General features: G+C 62.0%; 20 protein-coding genes. 15 read left to right on the top strand and 5 right to left on the bottom strand.

What is annotated here, in order from left to right; genetic code table 11:
- The first annotated feature begins 19 nt into the window (after positions 1-19).
- From AC3Z8Y_RS10515 to AC3Z8Y_RS10500, 4 genes are all read left to right on the top strand, one after another.
- The gene (locus tag AC3Z8Y_RS10515) at positions 20-409 is read left to right on the top strand and encodes a response regulator (RefSeq protein WP_490089634.1); all 390 of its coding nucleotides are present in this window, start codon (positions 20-22) and stop codon (positions 407-409) included.
- A 398-nt stretch (positions 410-807) separates the two neighbouring features.
- Positions 808-1,713 carry a MurR/RpiR family transcriptional regulator gene (locus tag AC3Z8Y_RS10510; protein ID WP_490089633.1) on the top strand — a complete coding sequence of 302 codons (906 nt, stop codon included), beginning with the start codon at positions 808-810 and terminating at the stop codon, positions 1,711-1,713.
- A gap of 74 nt (positions 1,714-1,787) precedes the next feature.
- A complete protein-coding gene (locus AC3Z8Y_RS10505) occupies positions 1,788-2,696 on the top strand; it encodes an AraC family transcriptional regulator (protein WP_490089632.1) in 909 nt (302 codons plus the stop codon).
- Positions 2,697-2,836: 140 nt separating this feature from the next.
- A complete protein-coding gene (locus AC3Z8Y_RS10500) occupies positions 2,837-3,631 on the top strand; it encodes a class I SAM-dependent methyltransferase (RefSeq protein WP_490089631.1) in 795 nt (264 codons plus the stop codon).
- A gap of 7 nt (positions 3,632-3,638) precedes the next feature.
- Here AC3Z8Y_RS10500 and AC3Z8Y_RS10495 read toward each other — a convergent pair whose 3' ends face one another.
- A complete protein-coding gene (locus AC3Z8Y_RS10495; RefSeq protein ID WP_490089973.1) occupies positions 3,639-4,139 on the bottom strand; it encodes an MgtC/SapB family protein in 501 nt (166 codons plus the stop codon).
- Between the two features lie 63 nt (positions 4,140-4,202).
- On the opposite strand from AC3Z8Y_RS10495, the gene AC3Z8Y_RS10490 reads away from it, so the two are divergent.
- Both AC3Z8Y_RS10490 and AC3Z8Y_RS10485 read left to right on the top strand, forming a co-directional pair.
- The gene (locus AC3Z8Y_RS10490) at positions 4,203-4,406 is read left to right on the top strand and encodes a DUF3203 family protein (protein WP_490089630.1); all 204 of its coding nucleotides are present in this window, start codon (positions 4,203-4,205) and stop codon (positions 4,404-4,406) included.
- 189 nt (positions 4,407-4,595) lie between these two features.
- The gene (locus AC3Z8Y_RS10485; protein ID WP_490089629.1) at positions 4,596-5,981 is read left to right on the top strand and encodes an MFS transporter; all 1,386 of its coding nucleotides are present in this window, start codon (positions 4,596-4,598) and stop codon (positions 5,979-5,981) included.
- Positions 5,982-6,037: 56 nt separating this feature from the next.
- Here AC3Z8Y_RS10485 and AC3Z8Y_RS10480 read toward each other — a convergent pair whose 3' ends face one another.
- The 3 genes from AC3Z8Y_RS10480 to AC3Z8Y_RS10470 all read right to left on the bottom strand — a co-directional run bounded on the left by AC3Z8Y_RS10480 (position 6,038) and on the right by AC3Z8Y_RS10470 (position 9,248).
- Positions 6,038-6,265 (bottom strand): IS3 family transposase, encoded by a 228-nt coding sequence (locus tag AC3Z8Y_RS10480; RefSeq protein WP_490089628.1) that lies wholly within the window; start codon positions 6,263-6,265, stop codon positions 6,038-6,040.
- A 169-nt stretch (positions 6,266-6,434) separates the two neighbouring features.
- The gene (locus AC3Z8Y_RS10475) at positions 6,435-8,522 is read right to left on the bottom strand and encodes a putative bifunctional diguanylate cyclase/phosphodiesterase (protein WP_490089627.1); all 2,088 of its coding nucleotides are present in this window, start codon (positions 8,520-8,522) and stop codon (positions 6,435-6,437) included.
- A gap of 270 nt (positions 8,523-8,792) precedes the next feature.
- Entirely contained in the window at positions 8,793-9,248 is a 456-nt protein-coding gene (locus AC3Z8Y_RS10470; protein ID WP_490089626.1) for a GNAT family N-acetyltransferase, read from the bottom strand.
- Positions 9,249-9,770: 522 nt separating this feature from the next.
- Between AC3Z8Y_RS10470 and AC3Z8Y_RS10465 the strand changes: the two genes are divergently transcribed.
- The 9 genes from AC3Z8Y_RS10465 to AC3Z8Y_RS10425 all read left to right on the top strand — a co-directional run bounded on the left by AC3Z8Y_RS10465 (position 9,771) and on the right by AC3Z8Y_RS10425 (position 19,932).
- Positions 9,771-10,847, top strand: a complete 1,077-nt coding sequence (locus tag AC3Z8Y_RS10465; protein WP_490089625.1) for a 3-deoxy-7-phosphoheptulonate synthase — start codon at positions 9,771-9,773, stop codon at positions 10,845-10,847.
- Positions 10,848-10,921: 74 nt separating this feature from the next.
- Positions 10,922-11,203 (top strand): peptidylprolyl isomerase, encoded by a 282-nt coding sequence (locus AC3Z8Y_RS10460; protein WP_181111874.1) that lies wholly within the window; start codon positions 10,922-10,924, stop codon positions 11,201-11,203.
- Positions 11,204-11,312: 109 nt separating this feature from the next.
- Positions 11,313-13,163, top strand: coding sequence for an extracellular solute-binding protein (locus AC3Z8Y_RS10455; protein ID WP_490089624.1), 1,851 nt, complete (start codon positions 11,313-11,315; stop codon positions 13,161-13,163).
- On the top strand, positions 13,160-14,218 hold the full coding sequence (locus tag AC3Z8Y_RS10450) for a microcin C ABC transporter permease YejB (RefSeq protein WP_490089623.1): 1,059 nt from the start codon (positions 13,160-13,162) through the stop codon (positions 14,216-14,218). The genes AC3Z8Y_RS10455 and AC3Z8Y_RS10450 overlap by 4 nt, the downstream gene beginning before the upstream one ends.
- Complete coding sequence (locus AC3Z8Y_RS10445) at positions 14,215-15,237, top strand: ABC transporter permease (protein ID WP_490089622.1); 1,023 nt, start codon at positions 14,215-14,217, stop codon at positions 15,235-15,237. Before AC3Z8Y_RS10450 ends, AC3Z8Y_RS10445 begins: the two co-directional genes overlap by 4 nt.
- Positions 15,238-15,249: 12 nt before the next feature.
- Positions 15,250-16,848 carry an ABC transporter ATP-binding protein gene (locus tag AC3Z8Y_RS10440; protein ID WP_490089621.1) on the top strand — a complete coding sequence of 533 codons (1,599 nt, stop codon included), beginning with the start codon at positions 15,250-15,252 and terminating at the stop codon, positions 16,846-16,848.
- 160 nt (positions 16,849-17,008) lie between these two features.
- A complete protein-coding gene (locus AC3Z8Y_RS10435) occupies positions 17,009-18,094 on the top strand; it encodes a sensor histidine kinase (protein WP_490089620.1) in 1,086 nt (361 codons plus the stop codon).
- Positions 18,091-18,726, top strand: a complete 636-nt coding sequence (locus AC3Z8Y_RS10430; protein WP_490089619.1) for a response regulator transcription factor — start codon at positions 18,091-18,093, stop codon at positions 18,724-18,726. Before AC3Z8Y_RS10435 ends, AC3Z8Y_RS10430 begins: the two co-directional genes overlap by 4 nt.
- Entirely contained in the window at positions 18,727-19,932 is a 1,206-nt protein-coding gene (locus AC3Z8Y_RS10425; RefSeq protein WP_490089618.1) for an MFS transporter, read from the top strand. It begins immediately after the preceding gene.
- On the opposite strand, the gene AC3Z8Y_RS10420 is transcribed toward AC3Z8Y_RS10425, so the two are convergent.
- Positions 19,927-20,814, bottom strand: coding sequence for a LysR family transcriptional regulator (locus AC3Z8Y_RS10420; RefSeq protein ID WP_490089617.1), 888 nt, complete (start codon positions 20,812-20,814; stop codon positions 19,927-19,929). The genes AC3Z8Y_RS10425 and AC3Z8Y_RS10420 overlap by 6 nt on opposite strands.
- Positions 20,815-20,817: the final 3 nt, after the last annotated feature.

Here is a 20,817-nt window from a genome sequence, read left to right as displayed (position 1 = left end):
CACTTTATGGGATGTATCCATGCCTTCATCCGACCTCCATACCATTCTTGTGGTCGAGGACGACGACATCGTCCGTATGCTCATAGCGGACGTCCTTGAGGAACTTGAGTTCAAGGTCATCGAAGCGGACGGCTGGGACCCGGCGATCGGGGCGCTCGCCAGTGACCAGGCCATTGACCTGCTGGTCACGGACGTAGGGTTGGGCGACGCGAAAGAGCGAACGGGGCTGGACCTCGCACAGGAAGCCATGAAGCTGCGGCCAGGCATACCGGTGCTTATTGCGAGCGGCTATGGCAACACCCTGACACTGCCCGAGGGCGCCCGGCTCCTCAGCAAGCCTTTCAGCATCGACACGCTGCGCGACAGCGTGCGGGATGCACTTGTGCCCCAGCGCACTACTAGCGCTTGACCTTATACAAACTATGGACAAAAAAAGAGGGCCGCGTGTACCGCGAAGGTCCTCTCGGCCTTGACCTCTGATCGACCGCTACGATCATTAAATTCTATTCAAGATGTTTCCGCGATAAGTCATGTGGCTGTCCGATTGCCGGGAAGCTTCTCTCCAGCGCACCATCGTCGTGTTTCTTCCCCCCTCCAAGCACTTGATTTGCAGCTAATATCCTCGATCACCCATAAATTGACGGGGTTGAAGTTGCCGCTTTTTCTCTATCCATGAATTCGCTGCGAGCGAAAAAACTGCGGCCAGGGCTGTTCATTTCCAGTGCGCCACTATTGGATCCTTATTGAATTACCTCTACACTCTTGTAGAAATTTCCTACACAGATGTTCCAGCCACAGGGTACGACCATGCTTAATGTTACCGGCAGCCTGGTTTACGAAACGCCCGTCATGCGCAAGCTTGTCACTGTCACCCCCTCCCTTAAGCCCGCACTGCGAAAGGTTGCCGATTTCATCCTGCGCAATCCCATGCGCTCGGCCACCATGAACATCGATGAAATCGCCTTCGCCACTGGGGCGTCTACCGCTGCGGTCAATCGGCTGGCCCATGCCATCGACCTGGCCGGTTTCACAGGCCTTCGCGCCGCCCTCGTGGAGAACTTGCTGGCCTTGATCTCCCCCGCGGACAAGGTCCGAAGCGAATTGGCACAGCGGCCGGGCCGTGCCTTCGCGCTGGAACTGCAGGCAAGGATTTCCAAAGGGAATCTAGACGCGACGCTAGCGGCCAATGCCGATAGCACCTTCAACGGGATGGCCGATGCGCTGGTCGGTGCCAACCGGGTGTACACCCTCGGCTTCGGTATTTGTCATCATTTGGCGGGCCTGGCGGCTACAGCCTTTTTACCGGTGTGTCACCAAACCACGTCGCTCAGCAACGAAGGCGGCGGCGAAGCGGCGGCCTGCCGGCTGGCGGGGGTTGGGCCTCAGGATGCATTGCTTGCAGTAGCGCTGCCGCCTTACAACGAGGAAGTTGCCGCGCTGGCACGGTACGCACTGCGGCAGAAGGCAACGGTGCTGGCCATTACCGACTCTCCTGCAGCACCGCTTGCGCGCAATGCAAGCCTTACGCTTTATGCGCCCGGCAACCATCCTGTCCTCGGCGAAAGCACCACCAGCGCGGTGGCGCTTATCGAAGCGCTTGCAGCCACTATTCGCCACCGGTGCGAGGGGAAAGCCAGCCAGGCGCTGCGCCAGGCACAAGAGGCCGTCAACAGCTTGCGCCTGCCGTCGTCCAAGGGCGCCGGTGCGTCGTGACGCCTGGACAACCACGTTGCAATGCACGGTAAATGTTGGAAACTAGGCCATCAATAACAAGACCAGGCCACGTGATGAGCAGACCCGCCCGCGGCAGCGAACCCTCCTATGAGTTGATGGACGACCATGAGGGTTTGTCGATTATCTATCGCCAACACGGTTTTCCGTGCCCGCTCGTTCGCTGGCACTTTCATAAGGAATATGAACTGCACTTGATCACCGCCAGTTCCGGAAAGGTATTTATCGGGGACTACATTGGCAACTTCAATCCTGGCAGCCTTTTTCTGACCGGCCCGAACCTGCCCCATAACTGGATCAGCCAGATAGACGGCAGCGAGCACTACCCGCAGCGGGACATGCTGGTCAACTTTACCGATGCCCTGTTCGAATCCGGCCACCTCGTATTCATGGAGCTCAAAACCCTCGCTCCGCTTCTGGACAGGGCGCGCTATGGGATCGAATTCAGGGATCGCGCCCTTATTACCGAAGCCACTCGGCTAATGGAACTGATCGCCGCACACACAGGGGTTACCCGGCTGGGTTATTTCCTTATTCTGATGGAGGTGTTGGCCGCGAGTGAGGATTACCTGCTGCTGTCGGCCACCAGTGCCAGCGACCTGGCCGATGAGAACAACGTTGATCGGACCAACCGGGCCGTCGACTTCATTTTTGCCAACTATGGCCGCGAGCTGTCACTGGAGGAAGTTGCGGAGCATTTGAGCATGAAGCCCACTTATTTCTCACGGGTGTTCAAACAGGCAACCGGTCGTAGTTTTGTAGAGTTCGTCAACCGCCTGCGTATCAGCAAGTCCTGCGAGCTGCTGGCCGATGGTGACAAGCCTGTCACCCAGGTGTGCTTTGAATCCGGCTTTAACAACATTTCCAACTTCAATCGGCGGTTTCAACAACTCAAGGGCATGACCCCCAGCCACTACCGCCGCCTTGCGGTACAACGCCTCACTGAGCAGAACCGGCACGCTTGAGCCCGCCATGGCCCGTGACGGCGACGTGCGGCTATACCTCGCCTCACGCCTGGCGATAGGTGCGCTACGCTTGAATCAGGCGTCGCGCCGTTTCCGCCTGGGCTGCCAGCAGCCTGCGCTCAGTTGCTCGAGGAACCACCATGAAAACCGTCGCTGAGTTTCTTCACCTGCCGAAATTTCACGGTTTCAGCCTTGTTTCCGATACCTACGACCAAGGCCGCCCGGGTTATCCGCCGGAGATCAAGAAATGGCTTACGGCAGAGATGGAAATCAAGAACCAGACCGCGGTGCTGGACCTGGGCGCAGGTACGGGCAAGTTCACCCGGCTGCTGGTTGACCTCCATGCCAATGTCACAGCCGTAGAGCCCGAGCCGAGCATGGCCGAACGGTTTCACAAGAACCTGCCCGGTATCACCCTCCTCTCAGGCACCGCCGATGAGATCCCGTTGCCGTCGCAAAGCATGAACGCAGTGGTGTGTGCACAGTCTTTCCACTTGTTCGCCAGCGAGCAGAGCATGCGGGAAATCCACCGGGTACTCAAACCAGGTGGCCACCTTGGGCTGTTCTGGAACGTAAGGGATGCCAGCGTAGGCTGGGTGCACGAGCTGGCGGAAATCGTCAACGAATTCGCTGGCGACCACCCGCGCTACTACGATAACAAGTGGCGCGAGCCCCTGAACAACGGCATCAAGCACGGTTATGCGCCGCTCAAAGAGGCGACGTGGAAGCACTTGCACACCGGCAGCCCCGAAGACGTCATCGTACGGCGAATCAAGTCCATCAGCTTTATCGCGGCCGCGCCCGAGCCCCAGAAAACCCAGATCATGGAACGGGTACGCAGGCTGATCGCCGAACATCCGGAACTCGCGGGCAAGGCCGAAATCAGCGTGCCCTACGAAACCCGAGCGGTGAGGACCGTGAAGATTCTGCCGTGAACATTGCTCATTTATCGCCCTTGTGCTCGCTGCGCTCGAGCAGGAACGGCCCGAGCGCCAGTACCGCCCAAGCGAGCACCGTGCTCAATACGGCGGTCGCCTCGCGGCCCATGCCGGCGGCGATCCCGATGGCGGCGGTCATCCATAAGCCCGCGGCGGTGGTCAAACCTTTCACATCGTGGGTGTCTAGCCGATTGCCCTTGAGTATGGTGCCCGCTCCAAGAAAGCCGATACCGGCAACGATGCCTTGCACCACTCGGCTCAGGGCGTCGGCTTGCGAGCCAGCCATTTGCGGAACCAACACAAAAAGCGCGGCGCCAATAGACACCAGCATATGCGTCCGTACCCCCGCAGCCTTGCCTTTGTGCTCTCGCTCGAAGCCCAGGATGCCGCCAAGCAATGCTGCAATCAGCAGCCGCGCAGTCACCTTGGTGAGCTGCTCGATGTCGGTGATATCGGCAAACTCCTCCTGCAGGGCACCGACTACTTGCGTCCACCAGCCGTCCATGTACGTTTCCCAAGTCATGATTGCGTTTGACTACCTACCGTACCGCTAAGTGCCGAGGCGCCCATGCCTGTTACCCTGTTTGAAGATGAAGGCCTGACCCGTATCGACATTGTTGGCGAGCTATTGCCTGGCGACGCTCATGAAGTGCGCGTGCGAGGAAGCGACGCCAACCTTCGCGCTCAGATGGGCGGGCTCGAAGCCCCTGTATCCGCAGAACTGGCGGAGCGCCTGCTGGCGGCGGGCGCCTGGGACGAGCGACAAAACTGAGCAAAATCAGATGTAGGGGCCCCGGGAGTTTGGCACAATGCCTCGTTCGTTAATCGAACGCATTTCAGGCGCCTCGCCCTGGGCTGGTTGACGCCCCGCAAGGCGGCTGATATTCATGTACCACCCGGTTAGTTTTGCCTCCAGGCACAACGACGGCCACGCTTGATAATAAAAACAACGGAGACAAACATGGCTAGCCATGACATCCATTCGAAAGGCTCACAACAGACGAAGAAGGCCACCGCCAGCGGTTGGGTCGGCTCCGCGCTGGAATACTACGACTTCTTCATCTATGCCCAAGCGGCGGCACTGATCTTTCCACAGATTTTCTTCCCCTCTACAGATCCCAAGGTAGCAATCGTTGCGTCGCTTGCAACCTACGGTGTGGGTTACGTAGCGCGCCCGATCGGCGCGTTTGTGCTGGGTCACCTAGGTGACACCCGTGGGCGCAAGAACGTACTGCTGATGTGCATGTTCCTGATGGGCTTCGCCACCATGGCAGTGGGCCTGCTGCCCACCTACAGCCAGGTTGGCATGCTTGCCCCTACCTTGCTGGTGGTGCTGCGTTTGATCCAGGGCTTTGCCGTTGCGGGTGAAATCTCGGGCGCCAGTTCGATGATCCTGGAACACGCCCCCTTCGGGCGGCGAGGTTACTACGCCAGCTATACCCTACAGGGCGTGCAGGCGGGCCAGATCTTCGCCGCAGCGATCTTCTTGCCTCTGGCTTACTTCATGCCCGATGAGGCTTTCAATAGCTGGGGCTGGCGCATCCCGTTCCTGCTCAGCGCAATCGTGCTGATTGCCGGCTATATCATCCGCCGCGAAGTGCACGAAACTCCCGCTTTCACCCAGGCCGAGGCCAAGGGTGCGGTCACCAAGTCCCCTATTGCAGAAGCCTTCCAGAAAAACTGGCAGAACATGGGCCTGGTCACCTGCATGGCCTTGATGAACGTGATCCCGGTAGTGGCCACAGTGTTTGGTGCAGCCTATGCGGTGCAACCTGCCTATGGCATCGGGTTCGAGAAGAGCGTTTACCTGTGGATTCCCGTGGTAGGCAACCTGGTAGCCGTGATGGTGATCCCGTTTGTGGGCAACTTGTCCGACAAGATCGGCCGTCGCCCGATGATCATCGGTGGCGCACTGGGCGCCGGCCTGCTGTCCTTCGGCTACCTGTATGCGATCAGCATTCACAGCGTACCGCTGGCTTTCGCCATGTCACTGCTGATGTGGGGTGTGGTGTACCAGGGTTATAACGCGGTATTCCCAAGCTTCTATCCTGAGTTGTTCCAGACCCGCTACCGGGTGTCGGCCATGGCCATCTCCCAGAACGTGGGCACCATGATCACCGCCTTGCTCCCGGCGTTGTTCGCGGCCGTTGCACCACCGGGCTCGGACAACATCCCGCTGACCGTTGGCAGCATCGCGTTCGCCGTGACCGCCGTGGCCGCCCTCGCCGCTTATACTGCTCGTGAAACCTATCGCATCCCGATGGAAGAGCTGGGCAAGCGCAACGCGGTGCCGCTGGAAAAACGCGACTACGACGCTATGCGCGCTCAGGCCGCGCCTCGCGTGTAAATACCTTTCCCGCGATATGAAAACGCCGGCTCAATGCCGGCGTTTTTTATTGGGGTTTATTCGTGGGTTAGCGGGAGCGCCCTTCGAGCTGGTTCAAGCATCAGCTTACGCACGGTCTTGCCATTGGCTAGACGCCCTTCTGCCCGAAGGGCATCGGTGACCCTTCGATAGCCAAATTGCGCGTCCGATTCCCCGTGTATGGCCTGTATCCGCGCCTTCAAGTCGGCATACCTGTCCGGGGCGGCGAGTACCTTGCACTGGTAGTAATAAGTGCTGCGCGCCATGCCTGCTGCCCTGAGAAGCGCAGCTCGCTGATGATTCGGACCTTCTCAGTGGGAGACAGCGTGTCGCCCACTTCGCCAAGGCCTGGAGGCATTTGAGCTTGCCTGGTTATTCAATGAGAGGCGCCTGGGTCGGGGAGCATCTGGATGTTGTGCGATTGTATCGCGCAGCTCAAGCCCGTTCCGGGGCAACCTCTTTTTCGCGTATCTCTGAGATGAACCGCTCCGCCGGTTGGGGCCTGCCAAGCAAGTAGCCTTGCAGGGAGTCACAGCCAAGCCGCGTCAGAAATGCCTGCTGGGTGTCGGTTTCCACGCCCTCCGCCACGATGCGCAACCCCAGGGCTTGCCCCAGTGCCACAATGGCGGACACGATCGCCGCGTCGTCGCTGTCCTGCTCCAGGTCGCGAACAAAGCCCCGGTCGATCTTGAGCTCGTTCGCTGGCAGCCGCTTGAGGTACATGAGGCTGGAATAACCGGTGCCGAAGTCGTCAATGGAAATGTCCACATCCATATCGGAGAGCCGCTGCAGCACCGTCATGCTGGCATCCGCATCGCTCATGGCGGTGGTTTCGGTGATTTCCAGCGTGAGGTTGCGCGCCTCCAGCCCGTTCCGGGACAGGGCCAGCGCCACGCTTTCCACCAGGCCCCCATGGCAGAACTGCAACGCTGAAAGGTTCACCGCCACACGCCAGTCGTCATAGCCCTCGCGAACCCAGATCGCCATCTGACGGCAGGCTTCGTTGAGTACCCAGTCACCGATGGGAATGATCATGCCGGTCTTTTCAGCCAGCTCGATAAACTTGTCCGGCCCCAGCAACCCCAGCTGAGGGTGCTGCCAGCGCAGCAGTGCTTCGGCGCCCACCGGCCGGCCGCTGGCCGCGTCGAACTTGGGCTGGTAGAACAGCCGGAACTCCCCACGAGCCTCAGCCAGGCGCAGGTCCTGAATGAGCTGCAATTGCTTGCGCGCGTTGCTGTTCATGGAAACGTCAAAGAAGCAGTAGTTATTCTTGCCGCTACTTTTGGCGTGGTACATCGCCGCGTCAGCGTTGATCAACAGCTGATGCTGGTCGATGCCACATCCGGGATACAGCACCACACCAACGCTGGCCGAAACCTGCAAATCATGCTCGTTCACGCGGAAAGGCTCGGCAAGCAACGCCACCTGGGTGGCCGCTACCGAAACCGCGTCGTCCGGCCGGCGCAGCGGCACCAACAGCACGAACTCATCGCCCCCTATCCGGGCCAGGGTGTCCTGGGCCGACAAGCCTGCCCCCAGCCGCTCCGCAACCCCCAACAGCAACTGGTCGCCCACATGATGGCCAAACGCATCGTTGATCGGCTTGAAACCATCCAGGTCGATGAACATCAGCGCAAAGCACGTCTCCGCCTCGTTGGCGCTCTGCATGGCCTGTGCGATCCGGTCGCCCAGCAGCACACGGTTGGGCAGGCCCGTGAGGTTATCGTGAAGGGCCAGGCGAGTGAGTTTCTTGTTGGCCGCGGTAAGGGAGCTGGCCAGGTCGGCGGTGCGCGCTTCGAGGCGCGCATCGAGCACAGAGGTCAACAGGGCAATAGCGATCACGCTCAGTGAGGTCACCACTACCAGGTAGGCGAGGCCGTCCCCGGTAAGGCTTACGCCATCCAGCGCACCGCAATAGGAGCCCTCGGGAAACCGCGCCGCTGCCATGCCGGTATAGTGCATGCCCACAATGGCGAAGCCCATCACCACGGCAGCGCCGGCCCGGGCAAGGCGCACATGAGGCGTGTGGCGCCGTAACCGGTAGGCAATGATCAGCGCCGCCGCCGAAGCCCCGACGGCGATGACCAACGAGGCGCCCAGCAGCAGCGGGTCATAGTCGATGCCCGGCTGCAAACGCATGGCGGCCATGCCGGTGTAATGCATGGCCGCGATACCTGCCCCCAGTATCAATGCGCCGCAGGCCAGTCGCGGCCACGGCAGGCTTGGCTGGCTGACCATCCACAACGCAAAACCGGAGCTGCCGATCGCGATCAGCAGGGATATCAAGGTAAGGCCCAGGTCATATCCCAGCACGATCGGCAAACGAAACGCCAACATGCCAATGAAGTGCATGGACCAGATGCCTACGCCCATGGCCAACGAGCCCCCTGCCATCCAGAGCAGAGCGGCCTTGCCGTGGGCGCTGATGATACGGCCGGCAAGGTCCAGCGCTGTGTAGGCTGCGAGCATGGCGACCGCGAACGAGATCGCCACCAGTGCGGGAGAATAAATACCTGTCAACATGCGGCTACCAGACAACCTGAAATGAAAAAGCATCCTTGCCCGGTGATCCGGGTGGGCTTCCGGAACGCAGAAATGAGTGCGAACAGGTAGCCACCGGCACACATGGACGCGACGACATACTTGCTACATCAGTACTATCGGCCGCGGTCGCCCGCACTGTATGTGCGACACGGGTCACCGGTCGGTTGAAGGGTAGCTGAAAGCGCTCAGCGCGCGACAAGAATTGTACAGAACGCGACAACCTGTACACCGAAGTTTTTTGTATCGCACTTATAGCGAAAGTATCGAAAGCGGCGCGTCCACCTGCTTCTGCATTCGCCAGAAGCAGGGATCCTCGCCAACAACTTGCAGCCCTTTGCGGGTGTAAAGCCGTTGCGCCGGGTTGTCCTTGAACACCATCAGGCGCAGCAGCCCCAGATGTCGGCGCGCGGCCAGCGCCACCATCCGATCGAGTACCGCCGACCCTACGCCCCTTCCCCGTGCCGATTCCAGCAGATGGAGTTCGCGGATGTACAGCGCACGCGCATCCACGCTCAGGCTGACAAACCCCAACAACTCCTCCTGCTGATAGAGCATGTAGTTTTCCCGCCAGCCCCAGCCATCATCGAAGTCGCTGTCGCGCCACAGCAGGCCGTGGCGGGTGTAGTACGGCATCATCGTGCGCCGTGCCAGGGTGCGGGCGAACGCCAGGTCGGCTTCCGCCGCAGGTTGAAAATCGACGATCATGCGCTGCTCCACTGCCTGGCCGTAACAGAGACTACGGGCATTGCGATTGCCTATCGGCTCCAGTAAGCTCCGAAACCTCATCAGGAGACACTAGCATGCCCCAGGCCCTTCGTATCGTCGCTCACGCTGCCGTCATGGCTGGCGTAGCCGTGCGCGCCGCAGCCGCTTATGCCTGCTCGTATTTTGGTTACTGGTTTAGCCAAACGCGCGCCTGATTCCCCGATACAGGCGCCCAGCATACGGGTAGCCTGCCAACGTTTTTCGAAACCCCCGGTCGGCCACCCGATCGGGGGTTTTGCTTTTTCAGCCCTTGTACTTTTGGAGTTCACAGCATGTATTACGCCACCTACCGCACCACCCCTGTTTACGCCTGGCGATTTAGCGCGTCCCGTTCGGTACAGCACGCCGCCTCCGACCGGTCCACTCAAGGTGGCGAAGCCCTTGCTCGCGCGAATATGCGCTTACGAACACCGTTGACTACCCGCTTGCGTGCTTGAAACGCAGCGGGCAAAAGGATCGCCCATGAACACCCTCGTCACCCCTTGCCTCACCGCCCTAACCGCTACCCCTTCACTGGATAGCGACCGCAACCCCGGCGTCGGCCAGCGACTCCCCAGCGCCTTTGCGCTCCGCCAGGCCCTGCCGATGTCCAGCGCACTGGAAGTGCACGTTGCAGAGCAGCGCCAACAGGTGCGCAACATTCTCGACGGCCGCGACAACCGGCTTCTGGTCATCGCAGGCCCCTGCTCCCTCCACGACCCCGCCTGCGCGCTTGAATACGGCCAGCGCCTCGCCCGGCTCGCCGAACGCTTGAAAGACGACTTATTGATCGTGATGCGGGCGTATATAGAAAAGCCCCGCACTACGGTGGGCTGGAAAGGCCTGCTGTACGACCCCCGCCTGAACGGCAGCGACGACATGCTGCTGGGGCTGACGCTCTCTCGCGAATTGATGCTCGGCCTGCTGGACCTCGGCCTGCCACTGGCTGGCGAGCTGCTTCAGCCAATGGCCACCGCTTATTTCGACGACCTGCTGGCGTGGGGCGCGGTGGGCGCGCGCACGACCGAATCCCAGGTGCACCGGGAAATGGTCAGCGGGCTGTCGCTGCCAGTGGGTTTCAAGAACGGTACCGATGGCTCCCTGGGCGTGGCCTGCGATGCCATCCGCAGCGCGGCCCACCCGCATCGCCACTTCGGCCTGGACCTGCACGGCCATCCGGCGATCCTGCGCAGCCAAGGCAACCCGAATTGCCATCTGGTCCTGCGCGGTGGCCATGGCGGCCCCAATTACAGCGAGGCGCACCTGGCGGCGGCCCGCTCGCAGCTGTTCAAGGCAGGCCTGGCGCCCCGGATCATGGTGGATTGCAGCCATGCCAACAGCGGCAAGAACCCCCTACGTCAGCCCGAGGTGCTTGCCGAGGTCATCCGTCAGCGGCGCGAGGGCAACCGCGACCTGATTGGCGTAATGCTCGAAAGCCACCTGTTCGAGGGCGCACAGGGAACGGGGGGGGCATTGCGCTATGGTGTGTCCATCACAGACGGTTGCCTGGGCTGGGAGGCTACCGAAGCCGCGCTGATCGCTGCGTGCGCTCGAAGCTGAGCACTTGATCGCGCTGGCCTCAGGGGCCAGCGCGGGTTAGGCTGTTGCGTTCATTTATCGAGAGGTACTTCCCCATGGCCAAAGCCACCGCACGCCACATCCTGGTTTCCAGCGAAGACAAGTGCAACGAACTCAAGGCGCAGATCGAAGGCGGCGCCGACTTCGCCGAAGTTGCCAAGGCCAACTCCACCTGCCCCTCCAGCCGTCAGGGTGGTGATCTGGGCTCGTTCGGCCCAGGCCAGATGGTCAAGGAGTTCGACACCGTGGTGTTCAGCGCCCCGGTCAACACCGTACAGGGCCCGGTGAAAACCCAGTTCGGTTATCACCTGCTGGAAGTGACCAGCCGCCAGGACTGATCACCGCCACGCTGAATCACGGCTCGCCAACGGCGGGCCGTTTTGTTTCTGTACACGAACGTGCATGATGGCAACCGGACATTTCTCGCGGACCCGCTCAAGGTAGCCAATGCGATCGGTTTTCTTCTTCCTCTCTTGCGTGCTTGCGCTGTGTACGGGCAATGCCGCCCTCGCTGCACCCGCGCCAGCGCTGACGGTGTACGGCGAACCGGCCAAATACCCCCAGGGCTTCAAACACTTCGATTATGTAAACCCTGATGCCCCCAAGGGCGGCAGCTTCCGGCGCTCGGCCACGGACATCGGCCAGTTCGATCACCTCATGCCTTACATTGACAAGGGCATCGGGGTTTCCCAGATCGACGGGCTGGTGTACTCCCCACTCGCCATCCGCTCGCTGGACGAGCCGTATACCGTCTACGGCCTGGTGGCCAAGGCGATGGAGCTGAGCCCCGACGGCCTGGCCTTGCGCTTCTACCTCGAGCCGAACGCCCGCTTCGCCGATGGCACGCCGATTACCGCCGAAGACGTCCGTTACACCTTCAACCTGCTCATGACCCAAGGCAGCCTGCGTTACCGGGCGCAGTTCGCAGACGTGAGCGAGGTCGTGGTGGAAGGCGAGCGCCAGGTGCGTTTTGACTTCAAGAATCGTGACAGCCGTACGTTGCCACTGGACGTGGCCGCTCTGCCTGTGTTCCCCGAGCACTGGTGGAAAAGCCGGGACTTTGCCAATGGCGGAGGTTTTGAAGCCCCTCTGGGCAGCGGCCCCTATCGGGTGGGCAAGGTAGACAATGGCCGCAGTATCACCTTCGAACGCAACCCGGACTGGTGGGGCAAGGACCTGCCGGTAGCGCGAGGGATGTATAACTTCGATCATTTCAGCGTGGAATACTTCGGGGATATCGAAGTCGCTCGCCAGGTACTGCGCGGCGGCGGCTTCGACTACAACCGTGAGTTTTCCGCCACGGCCTACACCATCGGTTACGCCGGGCCTGCCCTGGACGATGGTCGCCTGCAACGGGCACACCTGGCCCCCAAGGGTTTGCAGCCGGCACAGGGCTACGTGTTCAACCTCGACCGGCCAGTGTTCCAGGACCGAAGGGTACGCCACGCGCTGGCCATGCTCTGGGATTTCGAGTGGAGCAACCGTCAACTGATGCGCAACGTGTACATCCGCCAGCAAAGCTTCTTTTCCAACAGCCCTCTGGCAGCCACCCAGCCGCCGACGCCCGCCGAGCTGAAGATTCTTGAACCCCTGCGCGGGCAGGTGCCGGACGAAGTATTCGGCACGGCGTTCCAGGCACCGAAAACCGACGGCACAGGCTTTATTCGCGACAAGCAATTGCAGGCACTGCAGCTGCTGGCCGACGCGGGCTGGCACCCGGACGGCGATCGGCTGGTGAATGCCCGCGGCGAGCCGCTCACGTTCACCTTTCTCAATGCCCAAAGCAGCCTTGAGCGCCTGCTGCTGCCATACAAACGCACATTGGCGCAAATCGGCATCGACTTGCAGATCCGCCGCATCGATCCCTCCCAATACCTCAACCGGCTGATGGCCAGGGACTACGACATGATCGTGGCCGGCTACCCGGTATCGGCATCGCCGGGCCTCGAGTTGGTGAACTATTTCGGCTCGTCCGCCGCCACCGATACCGGCTCGGGCAACTACATGGTGTTGCGCGACCCTGCTGTAGACAGGTTGATCGACGGTGTGGTGAAAGCCACGAATTTCGACGACATGGTCAACCACGCCCATGCCCTGGACCGGGTGCTGCAATGGAACGACTACTGGATTCCCAATTACTACCCACCGGGAACGTCCACCGTGTGGTGGAACCGGTTTGGCATACCTGACATTCAGGCGGCGTACGACGAAGCGCCGGAAACCTGGTGGGAAGTCAGCCCCACGGCACTCACTACCGAACAGATGGCGCAGCCCAAGGCCACGGGAGCGCGACCATGACCTTGTACATCCTGCGCCGCTTGCTATTGATCATCCCTACCCTGTTGGTGATCCTGCTGGTGAATTTCGTGATCGTGCAGGCCGCGCCCGGTGGGCCGGTGGAGCAAGCCATCGCCCGGCTGCAAGGTGTGGGTGGCAGCCCGGCCGGTGGCGGTGGCGGTGATGCAGCCCAGGGCAGCTCTCGCGCCAGCCGCGGGCTGGACCCACAGATGATCAAGGAAATCGAACGCCAGTACGGTTTCGACAAGCCGGCCCACGAGCGGCTTTGGCTGATGCTCAAGCACTATGCGGTGTTTGACTTCGGCGACAGCTTTTTCCGCGGTGCCAAGGTAACGGACCTGATCCTGGACAAGATGCCGGTCACCCTCTCCCTAGGCTTCTGGGCCACGCTCATCACCTACCTGGTGTCGATCCCGTTGGGCATTCGCAAGGCGGTACGCCATGGCAGCCCCTTCGATGTGTGGAGCAGCAGCGCGGTAATCGTCGGCTACGCCATGCCGTCTTTCCTGTTTGCCATGCTGCTGATCGTTGTGTTCTGCGGCGGCACCGGGCTGAACTGGTTCCCGGTGCGTGGGCTGGTGTCTGACAACTTCGATGAGCTGTCCACGCTGGGCAAGATCACCGACTACTTCTGGCACTTGGTGCTGCCGGTGCTGTCGCTGGTCATTGGCGGTTTCGCCAGCCTCACCATCCTTACCAAGAACGCCTTCCTCAACGAAGTCACCCGTCAATACGTGGTCACCGCACGCGCCAAAGGCCTGAGCGAGCGCCGGGTGTTGTACGGGCATGTGCTACGCAACGCCATGCTGCTGGTGGTGGCCGGATTGCCCCAGGCGTTTGTGAGCGTGTTCTTCGCGGGGTCGCTGCTGGTGGAGGTGATTTTCTCTCTGGACGGCCTGGGCCGTATGAGCTACGAAGCCGCCGTTTCGCGTGACTACCCGGTGGTGTTCGGCTCGCTGTTTATCTTCACCCTTTTCGGGCTGCTGATAAAACTGGTAGGGGACCTGTGCTACACCCTGGTAGACCCTCGTATCGACTTTTCGAGGAACGCTTGATGCGCCTGTCCCCCTTGGCGCAGCGGCGCCTTCACCGTTTTCGCAAAAACCGCCGTGGCTGGTGGTCGTTGTGGCTGTTCCTCGGCCTGTTTGCAGTGTGCCTGGGCGCCGAACTGGTGGCCAATGACAAGCCGCTGGTGCTCAAGGCCGGTGGGCACTATTACTTCCCGGTGGTCAAACGGTATACCGAGCAGCAGCTGGGTGGCGTGCTGCCGTTCCAGCCCGACTACCGCAGCGACTATGTGCGCAAGCTGGTGGCCGAGCAAGGCGGCTGGATGCTGTTTCCGCCCATTTCGTTCGGCCCGGACACGCCTAACTACGAACTGTCCCGCCCTGCCCCCAGCCCGCCCACGGGCATCAACTGGCTCGGCACCGATGACCAGGCACGTGACGTGCTGGCGCGGGTGCTCTACGGCGCGCGCGTATCCATCCTGTTCGCCCTGGCGCTCACTGTGCTCAGCTCGCTGATTGGCGTGGCAGCCGGTGCTCTGCAGGGCTATTACGGCGGCTGGGTAGACCTCTTCGGGCAGCGCTTGCAGGAAGTGTGGTCGGGCCTGCCGGTGCTTTACCTGCTGATCATCTTGTCCGGCTTCGTGGAGCCAGGCTTCTGGTGGTTGTTGGGGATCATGACGCTGTTCTCATGGCTGGCACTGGTAGACGTGGTGCGGGCCGAATTCCTGCGCGGGCGCAGCCTGGAATATGTAAAAGCAGCGCGTGCCCTGGGCCTCCCCACCCGCACGGTGATCGTGCGGCACATTTTGCCCAATGCCATGAACGCAACACTCAGTTACCTGCCGTTCATTCTCACGGGCGCCATTACCACGCTCAGCGCACTGGACTTTCTCGGCTTCGGCATGCCCGCCGGCAGCGCTTCGCTCGGTGAGCTGATCGCCCAGGGCAAGCAAAACCTGCAGGCGCCCTGGCTGGGGCTCACGGCATTCTTTTCGCTGGCAGTGATCCTGAGCCTGCTGGTGTTTATCGGCGAAGCGCTGCGCGACGCCTTTGACCCTCGCGCCTGACCGGAGCTTCTGATGAGCGAACACCTGATCGAAATCCGTGACCTGTGGATCGCCTTCAACGGCGAACCGGTGGTGCGCAACCTGTCGCTGAATATCTGCCCTGGCGAATGCCTGGCGCTGGTGGGCGAGTCCGGCTCTGGCAAGTCGGTGACCGCCAACGCCATTCTTCAACTGCTCCCCGCCAGCGCAAGTCACAGCCAAGGCAGCATCCGCTACCGCGGGCAGGAGCTGATCGGCGCCGATGACAAGACCCTGCGGGAAATACGCGGCAACTGCATCGCGATGATCTTCCAGGAGCCGATGACCTCGCTCAACCCGTTGCACACAGTAGAGCAACAGATCGGCGAAACCCTGCTGGTGCATCGCGGCATTGCCGGCAAGGCGGCGAAGGCGCGCATCCTTGAGCTGCTGGAGCTGGTGGGCATCGCCAACCCAAGCTCGCGCCTCAGGGCGTACCCCCATCAGTTGTCGGGCGGCCAACGCCAGCGGGTGATGATCGCCATGGCCCTGGCCTGCGAGCCAGAGCTGCTGATCGCCGACGAGCCCACCACCGCGCTGGACGTGACCGTGCAGCGCAAGATCCTCGCCTTGCTCAAGTCCCTGCAACAACGCCTGGGCATGTCGTTGCTGTTGATCAGCCACGACCTGAACCTGGTACGCAGCATTGCCCAACGGGTATGCGTGATGCGTGGTGGCGAGATCGTCGAGCAGGCGCCATGTGAGCAATTGTTCACCGCGCCGCAACACCCTTATAGCCGGCTGTTGCTGGATGCCGAACCCGCTGGCGAAGCCCTGCCCCGAGACACCCGTGAAGAAGTGCTCAACGTGAGTGATCTGAAGGTGTGGTACGCCCTTGGCGGCGGGTTGCTGCGCAAGCCATGGAGCCATATAAAAGCGGTGGATGGCGTAAGCCTCGCGGTGGAACGGGGAAAAACCCTGGGCATCGTAGGGGAGTCCGGTTCAGGCAAGTCCACGCTGGGCCAAGCCATCCTGCGGCTGATCGACGCCGAGGGTGGCATTCGCTTCCAGGGGCATGAGTTGCACGGGTTGAGCCAGAAGCAGATGCGGCCGTGGCGCAAAAAAATGCAGGTGGTGTTTCAGGATCCCTATGGCAGCCTCAGCCCGCGCATGTCGGTGGGGCAGATCATTGCCGAAGGGCTGGAAGTGCATATGGACGCCAGTGCCCGTGAATGCGAGGACGTGGTCGCACAGGCGTTGCGCGAGGTAGGCATTGACCCGAGTACCCGGGACCGCTATCCCCATGAGTTTTCCGGCGGGCAGCGCCAGCGCATCGCAATTGCGCGAGCGTTGGTGCTCAAGCCTGAACTGATACTCCTCGACGAACCTACCTCGGCATTGGACCGCACCGTGCAAAAGCAGGTAGTGGCCCTGCTCCGTCAGCTTCAGGAGCGCCACGGCCTGACGTACCTGTTCATCAGCCATGACTTGGCCGTGGTGCGAGCGTTGGCCCATGACATCATCGTATTGAAGGACGGCCAGGTTGTGGAGCGCGGCCCCAGCCACGAACTCTTCGAGGCGCCCCAGCACCCCTATACCCGGGAGCTGCTGGCTGCCTCAATGCTTGCGCCGTTGCCAGGCCAGCCGCTCTAGCACGGGTGCGCCGCACGAGGTAGCAACGCCGCCGCAAACACGATACATTTGCGACTATTCTGTAACTGCTTATGAAGTAGCGGAACTTCAACCCCGGCGTTTTTTGCCACGGCTGCCGCCACGGGCCATCGCGCTCACCTTTCTTTTCGGTGCCAAACCTATGACCAGCCTGAGCATCCGCCGGCATGTCTCTATCGAATGGCAGGGCTTCTGGGGCTTCGCTGCCCTGCTGGTAGCCTGCTGTATCTTTATCGTGGATACGGTCACCCGCCTGGACACCGCCGTTGCGGTGCTATATGTCGCGGTATTGCTGATGCTTGCGAACCGCAGCTCGGCGAAAACCCTGCTGTGGGTGGCGGCCGCCTGCGCAGGGCTCACGCTGCTGGCGTTTGCGCTGGTACATGGCCATCCGGCGGCGGACACCGGGCCCGCCTGGGCGCGCTGCCTCATCAGCCTGGCCGCCATCGGCATCACAGCGCTCCTGGCCCTGCGGGGCAAGCGCGCCACCCAGGCGTTGCTCGAAGCACAGGCCCAGTTGGCCCACGCCAGCCGCGTGACCACCTTGGGCGAATTGGCAGCTTCGATCGCCCATGAAGTGAATCAGCCGTTGGCCGCCATCGCCAATAACAGCGGCGCGGGCCTGCGCTGGCTTCAACGGCCTCAGCCCGAGCTGGAGGAAGCGTGCGAATCCCTGCGGCGGGTAGCCGAAGATGCGCACCGCGCCAGCGAAGTGGTCGCTCGCATTCGGGCCTTGGCCCGCAAGGGTGACCCCGTGCGGCAATCCCTGTGCATGGACAGCTTGATCACCGATACCCTGGCCCTGATCCGTGGTGAATTGAGCCGCCACCGGGTGCGTGCCCGGGTTTCCCTCGACACAGCCGAAGCGCGCGTATCGGCCGACCCTGTGCAGGTACAGCAGGTGCTGATCAATCTCTTGATCAACGCATGCCAGGCCATGACAGGCGTGGCGCCCAAGGCGCGCGAACTGTACATCGAAAGCCGCGTGCAAGGTCCTTGGCTCAGCGTCAGCATCCAGGACGGCGGTGCCGGCATCCCGGCCGCTGTGCTGCCTGGCCTGTTCACCCCATTCTTCACCACCCGCCAGGACGGCCTGGGGATGGGGCTGTCCATCTGCAGGTCGTTGATCGAAGCCCAGGGTGGCCGGATTTCCGCCACCAATGCGTCTCAAGGCGGCGCCTGTTTCGTCTTTCGCCTTCCCTTGGTCAGCGAGAAGGCCGCCCTGTGAGCGCCGGCTTCGCTCCCGGTGATACCTCGCACAAAGTGCTGGTGGTCGACGACGACCATGGCCTGCGCGACTCACTCAGCCGCCTGCTTCGATCGGCGGGCCACCCGGTCGATACCTTCTCCAGCGCCGCCCAGCTGATGGCGGCCCCCTTGCCACAGGTACCCAGTTGCCTCTTGCTTGACGTACAGCTGCCCGGCAGCAGCGGCTTCGAGGTACAACAGCTCCTGGCGAATCAGGGCGCGACGTTGCCGGTGATTTTCATGAGCGGCCATGGGGACATTCCCATGACCGTACGGGCCATGAAGGCAGGCGCCGTGGATTTTCTGCCCAAGCCCTTTCGTGACCAGGACCTGCTGCAGGCCGTGGACACTGCGCTGCAGGCGGCGCGCCAGCAACACCAGGCCCGCAAAGGGGAAGCCGAGCTCCGTTGCCGCTATGCCATGCTCAGCGAGCGCGAGCGCCAGGTGATGCACTACGCTGCGAGCGGCATGATGAACAAACAGATTGCCGGTGAACTGGGGCTTAGCGAAATCACCGTGAAGATCCACCGCGCCCGCGCCATGAAAAAAATGGCCGCCACGTCGTTTGCCGAGCTGGTGGTGATGTCCAGAAGCCTCTCCAGCACTGCCTGAATGAACCCTCCTCTCCCGGACCTGGAAATGACCTCTATCCCTCGCGCCCACACGGCGCTCACGCCCGCGCTGGTAGTGCTGTTCGCGTTCTGTTGCGGTGCCATTGTTGCCAACATCTACTACAGCCAGCCGATCATCGAGCTGATTGCGCCTGCCATCGGCCTGTCACCCCACGGTGCCAGCCTGGTGGTGTCGCTCACCCAGGTGGGCTACGCGCTGGGGTTGTTCCTGCTGGTGCCGCTGGCGGACCTGCTGGAAAACCGCAGGCTTATTCTCGCCACCGTGGTATTAGCGGCGCTGAGCCTGGTGGGGGCGGCGTTCACGGCGCGGCCAGAGGTATTCCTGGGCATCTCGCTGCTTATCGGCTTCAGCTCGGTCGCGGTGCAAATGCTGATTCCCATGGCCGCACACATGGCGCCCGAAGCCATCCGGGGCCGGGTGGTGGGCAATATCATGAGCGGCCTGCTACTGGGCATCTTGCTGGCCCGGCCGTTGGCCAGTGTGATTGCCGACCATTTGGGCTGGCGCGCGGTATTCATCGTGGCTGCGGTGGTAATGGTCGCCATCCTCGCCTTGTTGATGTTCACCTTGCCCCGGCGGCAACCGGCACACAGCGCGACTTACATCCAGTTGCTGCATTCGATGGTGGTATTGCTCAATCGCTTCCCCGCCTTGCGCGAGCGCGCGTTGTACCAGGGCTTGATGTTCGCCGCGTTCAGTTTGTTCTGGACCACGGTGCCAGTGGAACTGTCGCGCGTATACGGCCTGAGCCAGACGCAGATCGCGCTGTTCGCGCTGGTAGGGGCCATGGGTGCAATTGCGGCACCTATCGCCGGTCGCCTGGCGGATGCCGGGCACAGCCGGGCCGCTACGCTGCTGGCACTGGTGATGGCGCCCTCCGCCTTTTTGCTGGGGGAACTGCCAGGCGGTGTGCTGTGGCTGGCGCTTACGGGCGTGCTGCTGGATTTCGCGGTGCAGATGAGCATGGTCACCGGTCAACGCGTGATCTACGCCCTGGACGCCAGCAGCCGCGCGCGGCTCAACGGGCTGTACGTGACCAGTATCTTCATCGGCGGCGCGCTGGGTTCGGCCTTTGCCAGCAGCCTGTACGAAGCCGCCGGCTGGCACGGCGTGGTGCTGCTGGGCATTGCATTGCCCTTGGTGGGGCTGGTGATCTTCCTGCTGCGCTCACGCAGGTCGTCATAAAGCGCCTTGCAGTTGCTCCCTTAAAAACTCCACCAGCACCTGTACGGCCCTCGAGCCTTGCCGATGCTGGGGGTACAGCGCGGACAGCGCCAGGGCCGGTGGCCGCCATTCATCCAGCACGCGGGCCAGGCGGCCCTCGGCCAAGGCGTTACGCACGATAAACAGCGGCAGGTAGGTAATACCCAGCCCAGCGACGGCCGCGTCGCGCAACACTTCCCCGTTGTTGGCGCGCAATCGCCCGCTTACGTGCACCACCTGCGCCTTCCCCTCCCGCTCGAAGCGCCACTGAGACGTGCGGCCGTGCCCGTACGGCAAGCACTCATGGCCAGCCAATGCGGCAGGGTTATCCGGTTCGCCACGGGCTGCCAGGTACGCCGGGCTGCATACCCACACCCGCTCCACCTGAGCGATGCGCCGGGCGATCAGGCTCGAATCTTCAAGGTCGCCAATGCGCAGGGCCATGTCGAAGCCTTCGGCGAGCAGGTCCACGGAGCGGTCGCTCAAATCCACTTCAACGCTTACGTCCGGGTAACGCTGCATGAACAGTGGGAACAGCCCGCTCAGGTGCTCCACCGCGAACGACAAGGGCGCGCTCAAGCGAACGGTACCGCGTGGCTGGCCATGCTCGCCGGCGATGCTCTGCTCTACCTGTTCCACTTCATTAAGCAGGCGCAGTGCGGCTTCGTGGTAGGCATGGCCGAGCGGCGTCACGTCCAGCCGGCGGGTGGAGCGGTTGAGCAGGCGTACGCCCAGGCGCTCCTCGAGCTGCATTACCCGGCGGCTGATCAGCTGTTTGGACACCCCCAGGTGCTCGGCTGCGGCAGTGAAGCTGCCGGACTCCAATACTTGAGTAAACAACCGCATGTCTTCGAAAGGGTTCATGGC

The organism is Pseudomonas sp. 3MAES_34.3B (assembly GCF_058145875.1).
The sequence above is the reverse complement of the archived record's forward strand: the minus strand, read 5'-3'. Positions and strand labels throughout refer to the sequence as shown.

Coding starts and splice junctions, on each gene's coding strand:
- AC3Z8Y_RS10490 (WP_490089630.1), top strand. CDS start 4,203: ATGCCTGTTACCCTGTTTGAAGATGAAGGCCTGACCCGTATCGACATT.
- AC3Z8Y_RS10470 (WP_490089626.1), bottom strand. CDS start 9,248: ATGATCGTCGATTTTCAACCTGCGGCGGAAGCCGACCTGGCGTTCGCC.
- AC3Z8Y_RS10480 (WP_490089628.1), bottom strand. CDS start 6,265: ATGGCGCGCAGCACTTATTACTACCAGTGCAAGGTACTCGCCGCCCCG.
- AC3Z8Y_RS10500 (WP_490089631.1), top strand. CDS start 2,837: ATGAAAACCGTCGCTGAGTTTCTTCACCTGCCGAAATTTCACGGTTTC.
- AC3Z8Y_RS10465 (WP_490089625.1), top strand. CDS start 9,771: ATGAACACCCTCGTCACCCCTTGCCTCACCGCCCTAACCGCTACCCCT.
- AC3Z8Y_RS10485 (WP_490089629.1), top strand. CDS start 4,596: ATGGCTAGCCATGACATCCATTCGAAAGGCTCACAACAGACGAAGAAG.
- AC3Z8Y_RS10510 (WP_490089633.1), top strand. CDS start 808: ATGCTTAATGTTACCGGCAGCCTGGTTTACGAAACGCCCGTCATGCGC.
- AC3Z8Y_RS10455 (WP_490089624.1), top strand. CDS start 11,313: ATGCGATCGGTTTTCTTCTTCCTCTCTTGCGTGCTTGCGCTGTGTACG.
- AC3Z8Y_RS10420 (WP_490089617.1), bottom strand. CDS start 20,814: ATGAACCCTTTCGAAGACATGCGGTTGTTTACTCAAGTATTGGAGTCC.
- AC3Z8Y_RS10475 (WP_490089627.1), bottom strand. CDS start 8,522: ATGTTGACAGGTATTTATTCTCCCGCACTGGTGGCGATCTCGTTCGCG.
- AC3Z8Y_RS10460 (WP_181111874.1), top strand. CDS start 10,922: ATGGCCAAAGCCACCGCACGCCACATCCTGGTTTCCAGCGAAGACAAG.
- AC3Z8Y_RS10450 (WP_490089623.1), top strand. CDS start 13,160: ATGACCTTGTACATCCTGCGCCGCTTGCTATTGATCATCCCTACCCTG.
- AC3Z8Y_RS10440 (WP_490089621.1), top strand. CDS start 15,250: ATGAGCGAACACCTGATCGAAATCCGTGACCTGTGGATCGCCTTCAAC.
- AC3Z8Y_RS10515 (WP_490089634.1), top strand. CDS start 20: ATGCCTTCATCCGACCTCCATACCATTCTTGTGGTCGAGGACGACGAC.
- AC3Z8Y_RS10435 (WP_490089620.1), top strand. CDS start 17,009: ATGACCAGCCTGAGCATCCGCCGGCATGTCTCTATCGAATGGCAGGGC.
- AC3Z8Y_RS10495 (WP_490089973.1), bottom strand. CDS start 4,139: ATGGACGGCTGGTGGACGCAAGTAGTCGGTGCCCTGCAGGAGGAGTTT.
- AC3Z8Y_RS10505 (WP_490089632.1), top strand. CDS start 1,788: ATGAGCAGACCCGCCCGCGGCAGCGAACCCTCCTATGAGTTGATGGAC.
- AC3Z8Y_RS10425 (WP_490089618.1), top strand. CDS start 18,727: ATGAACCCTCCTCTCCCGGACCTGGAAATGACCTCTATCCCTCGCGCC.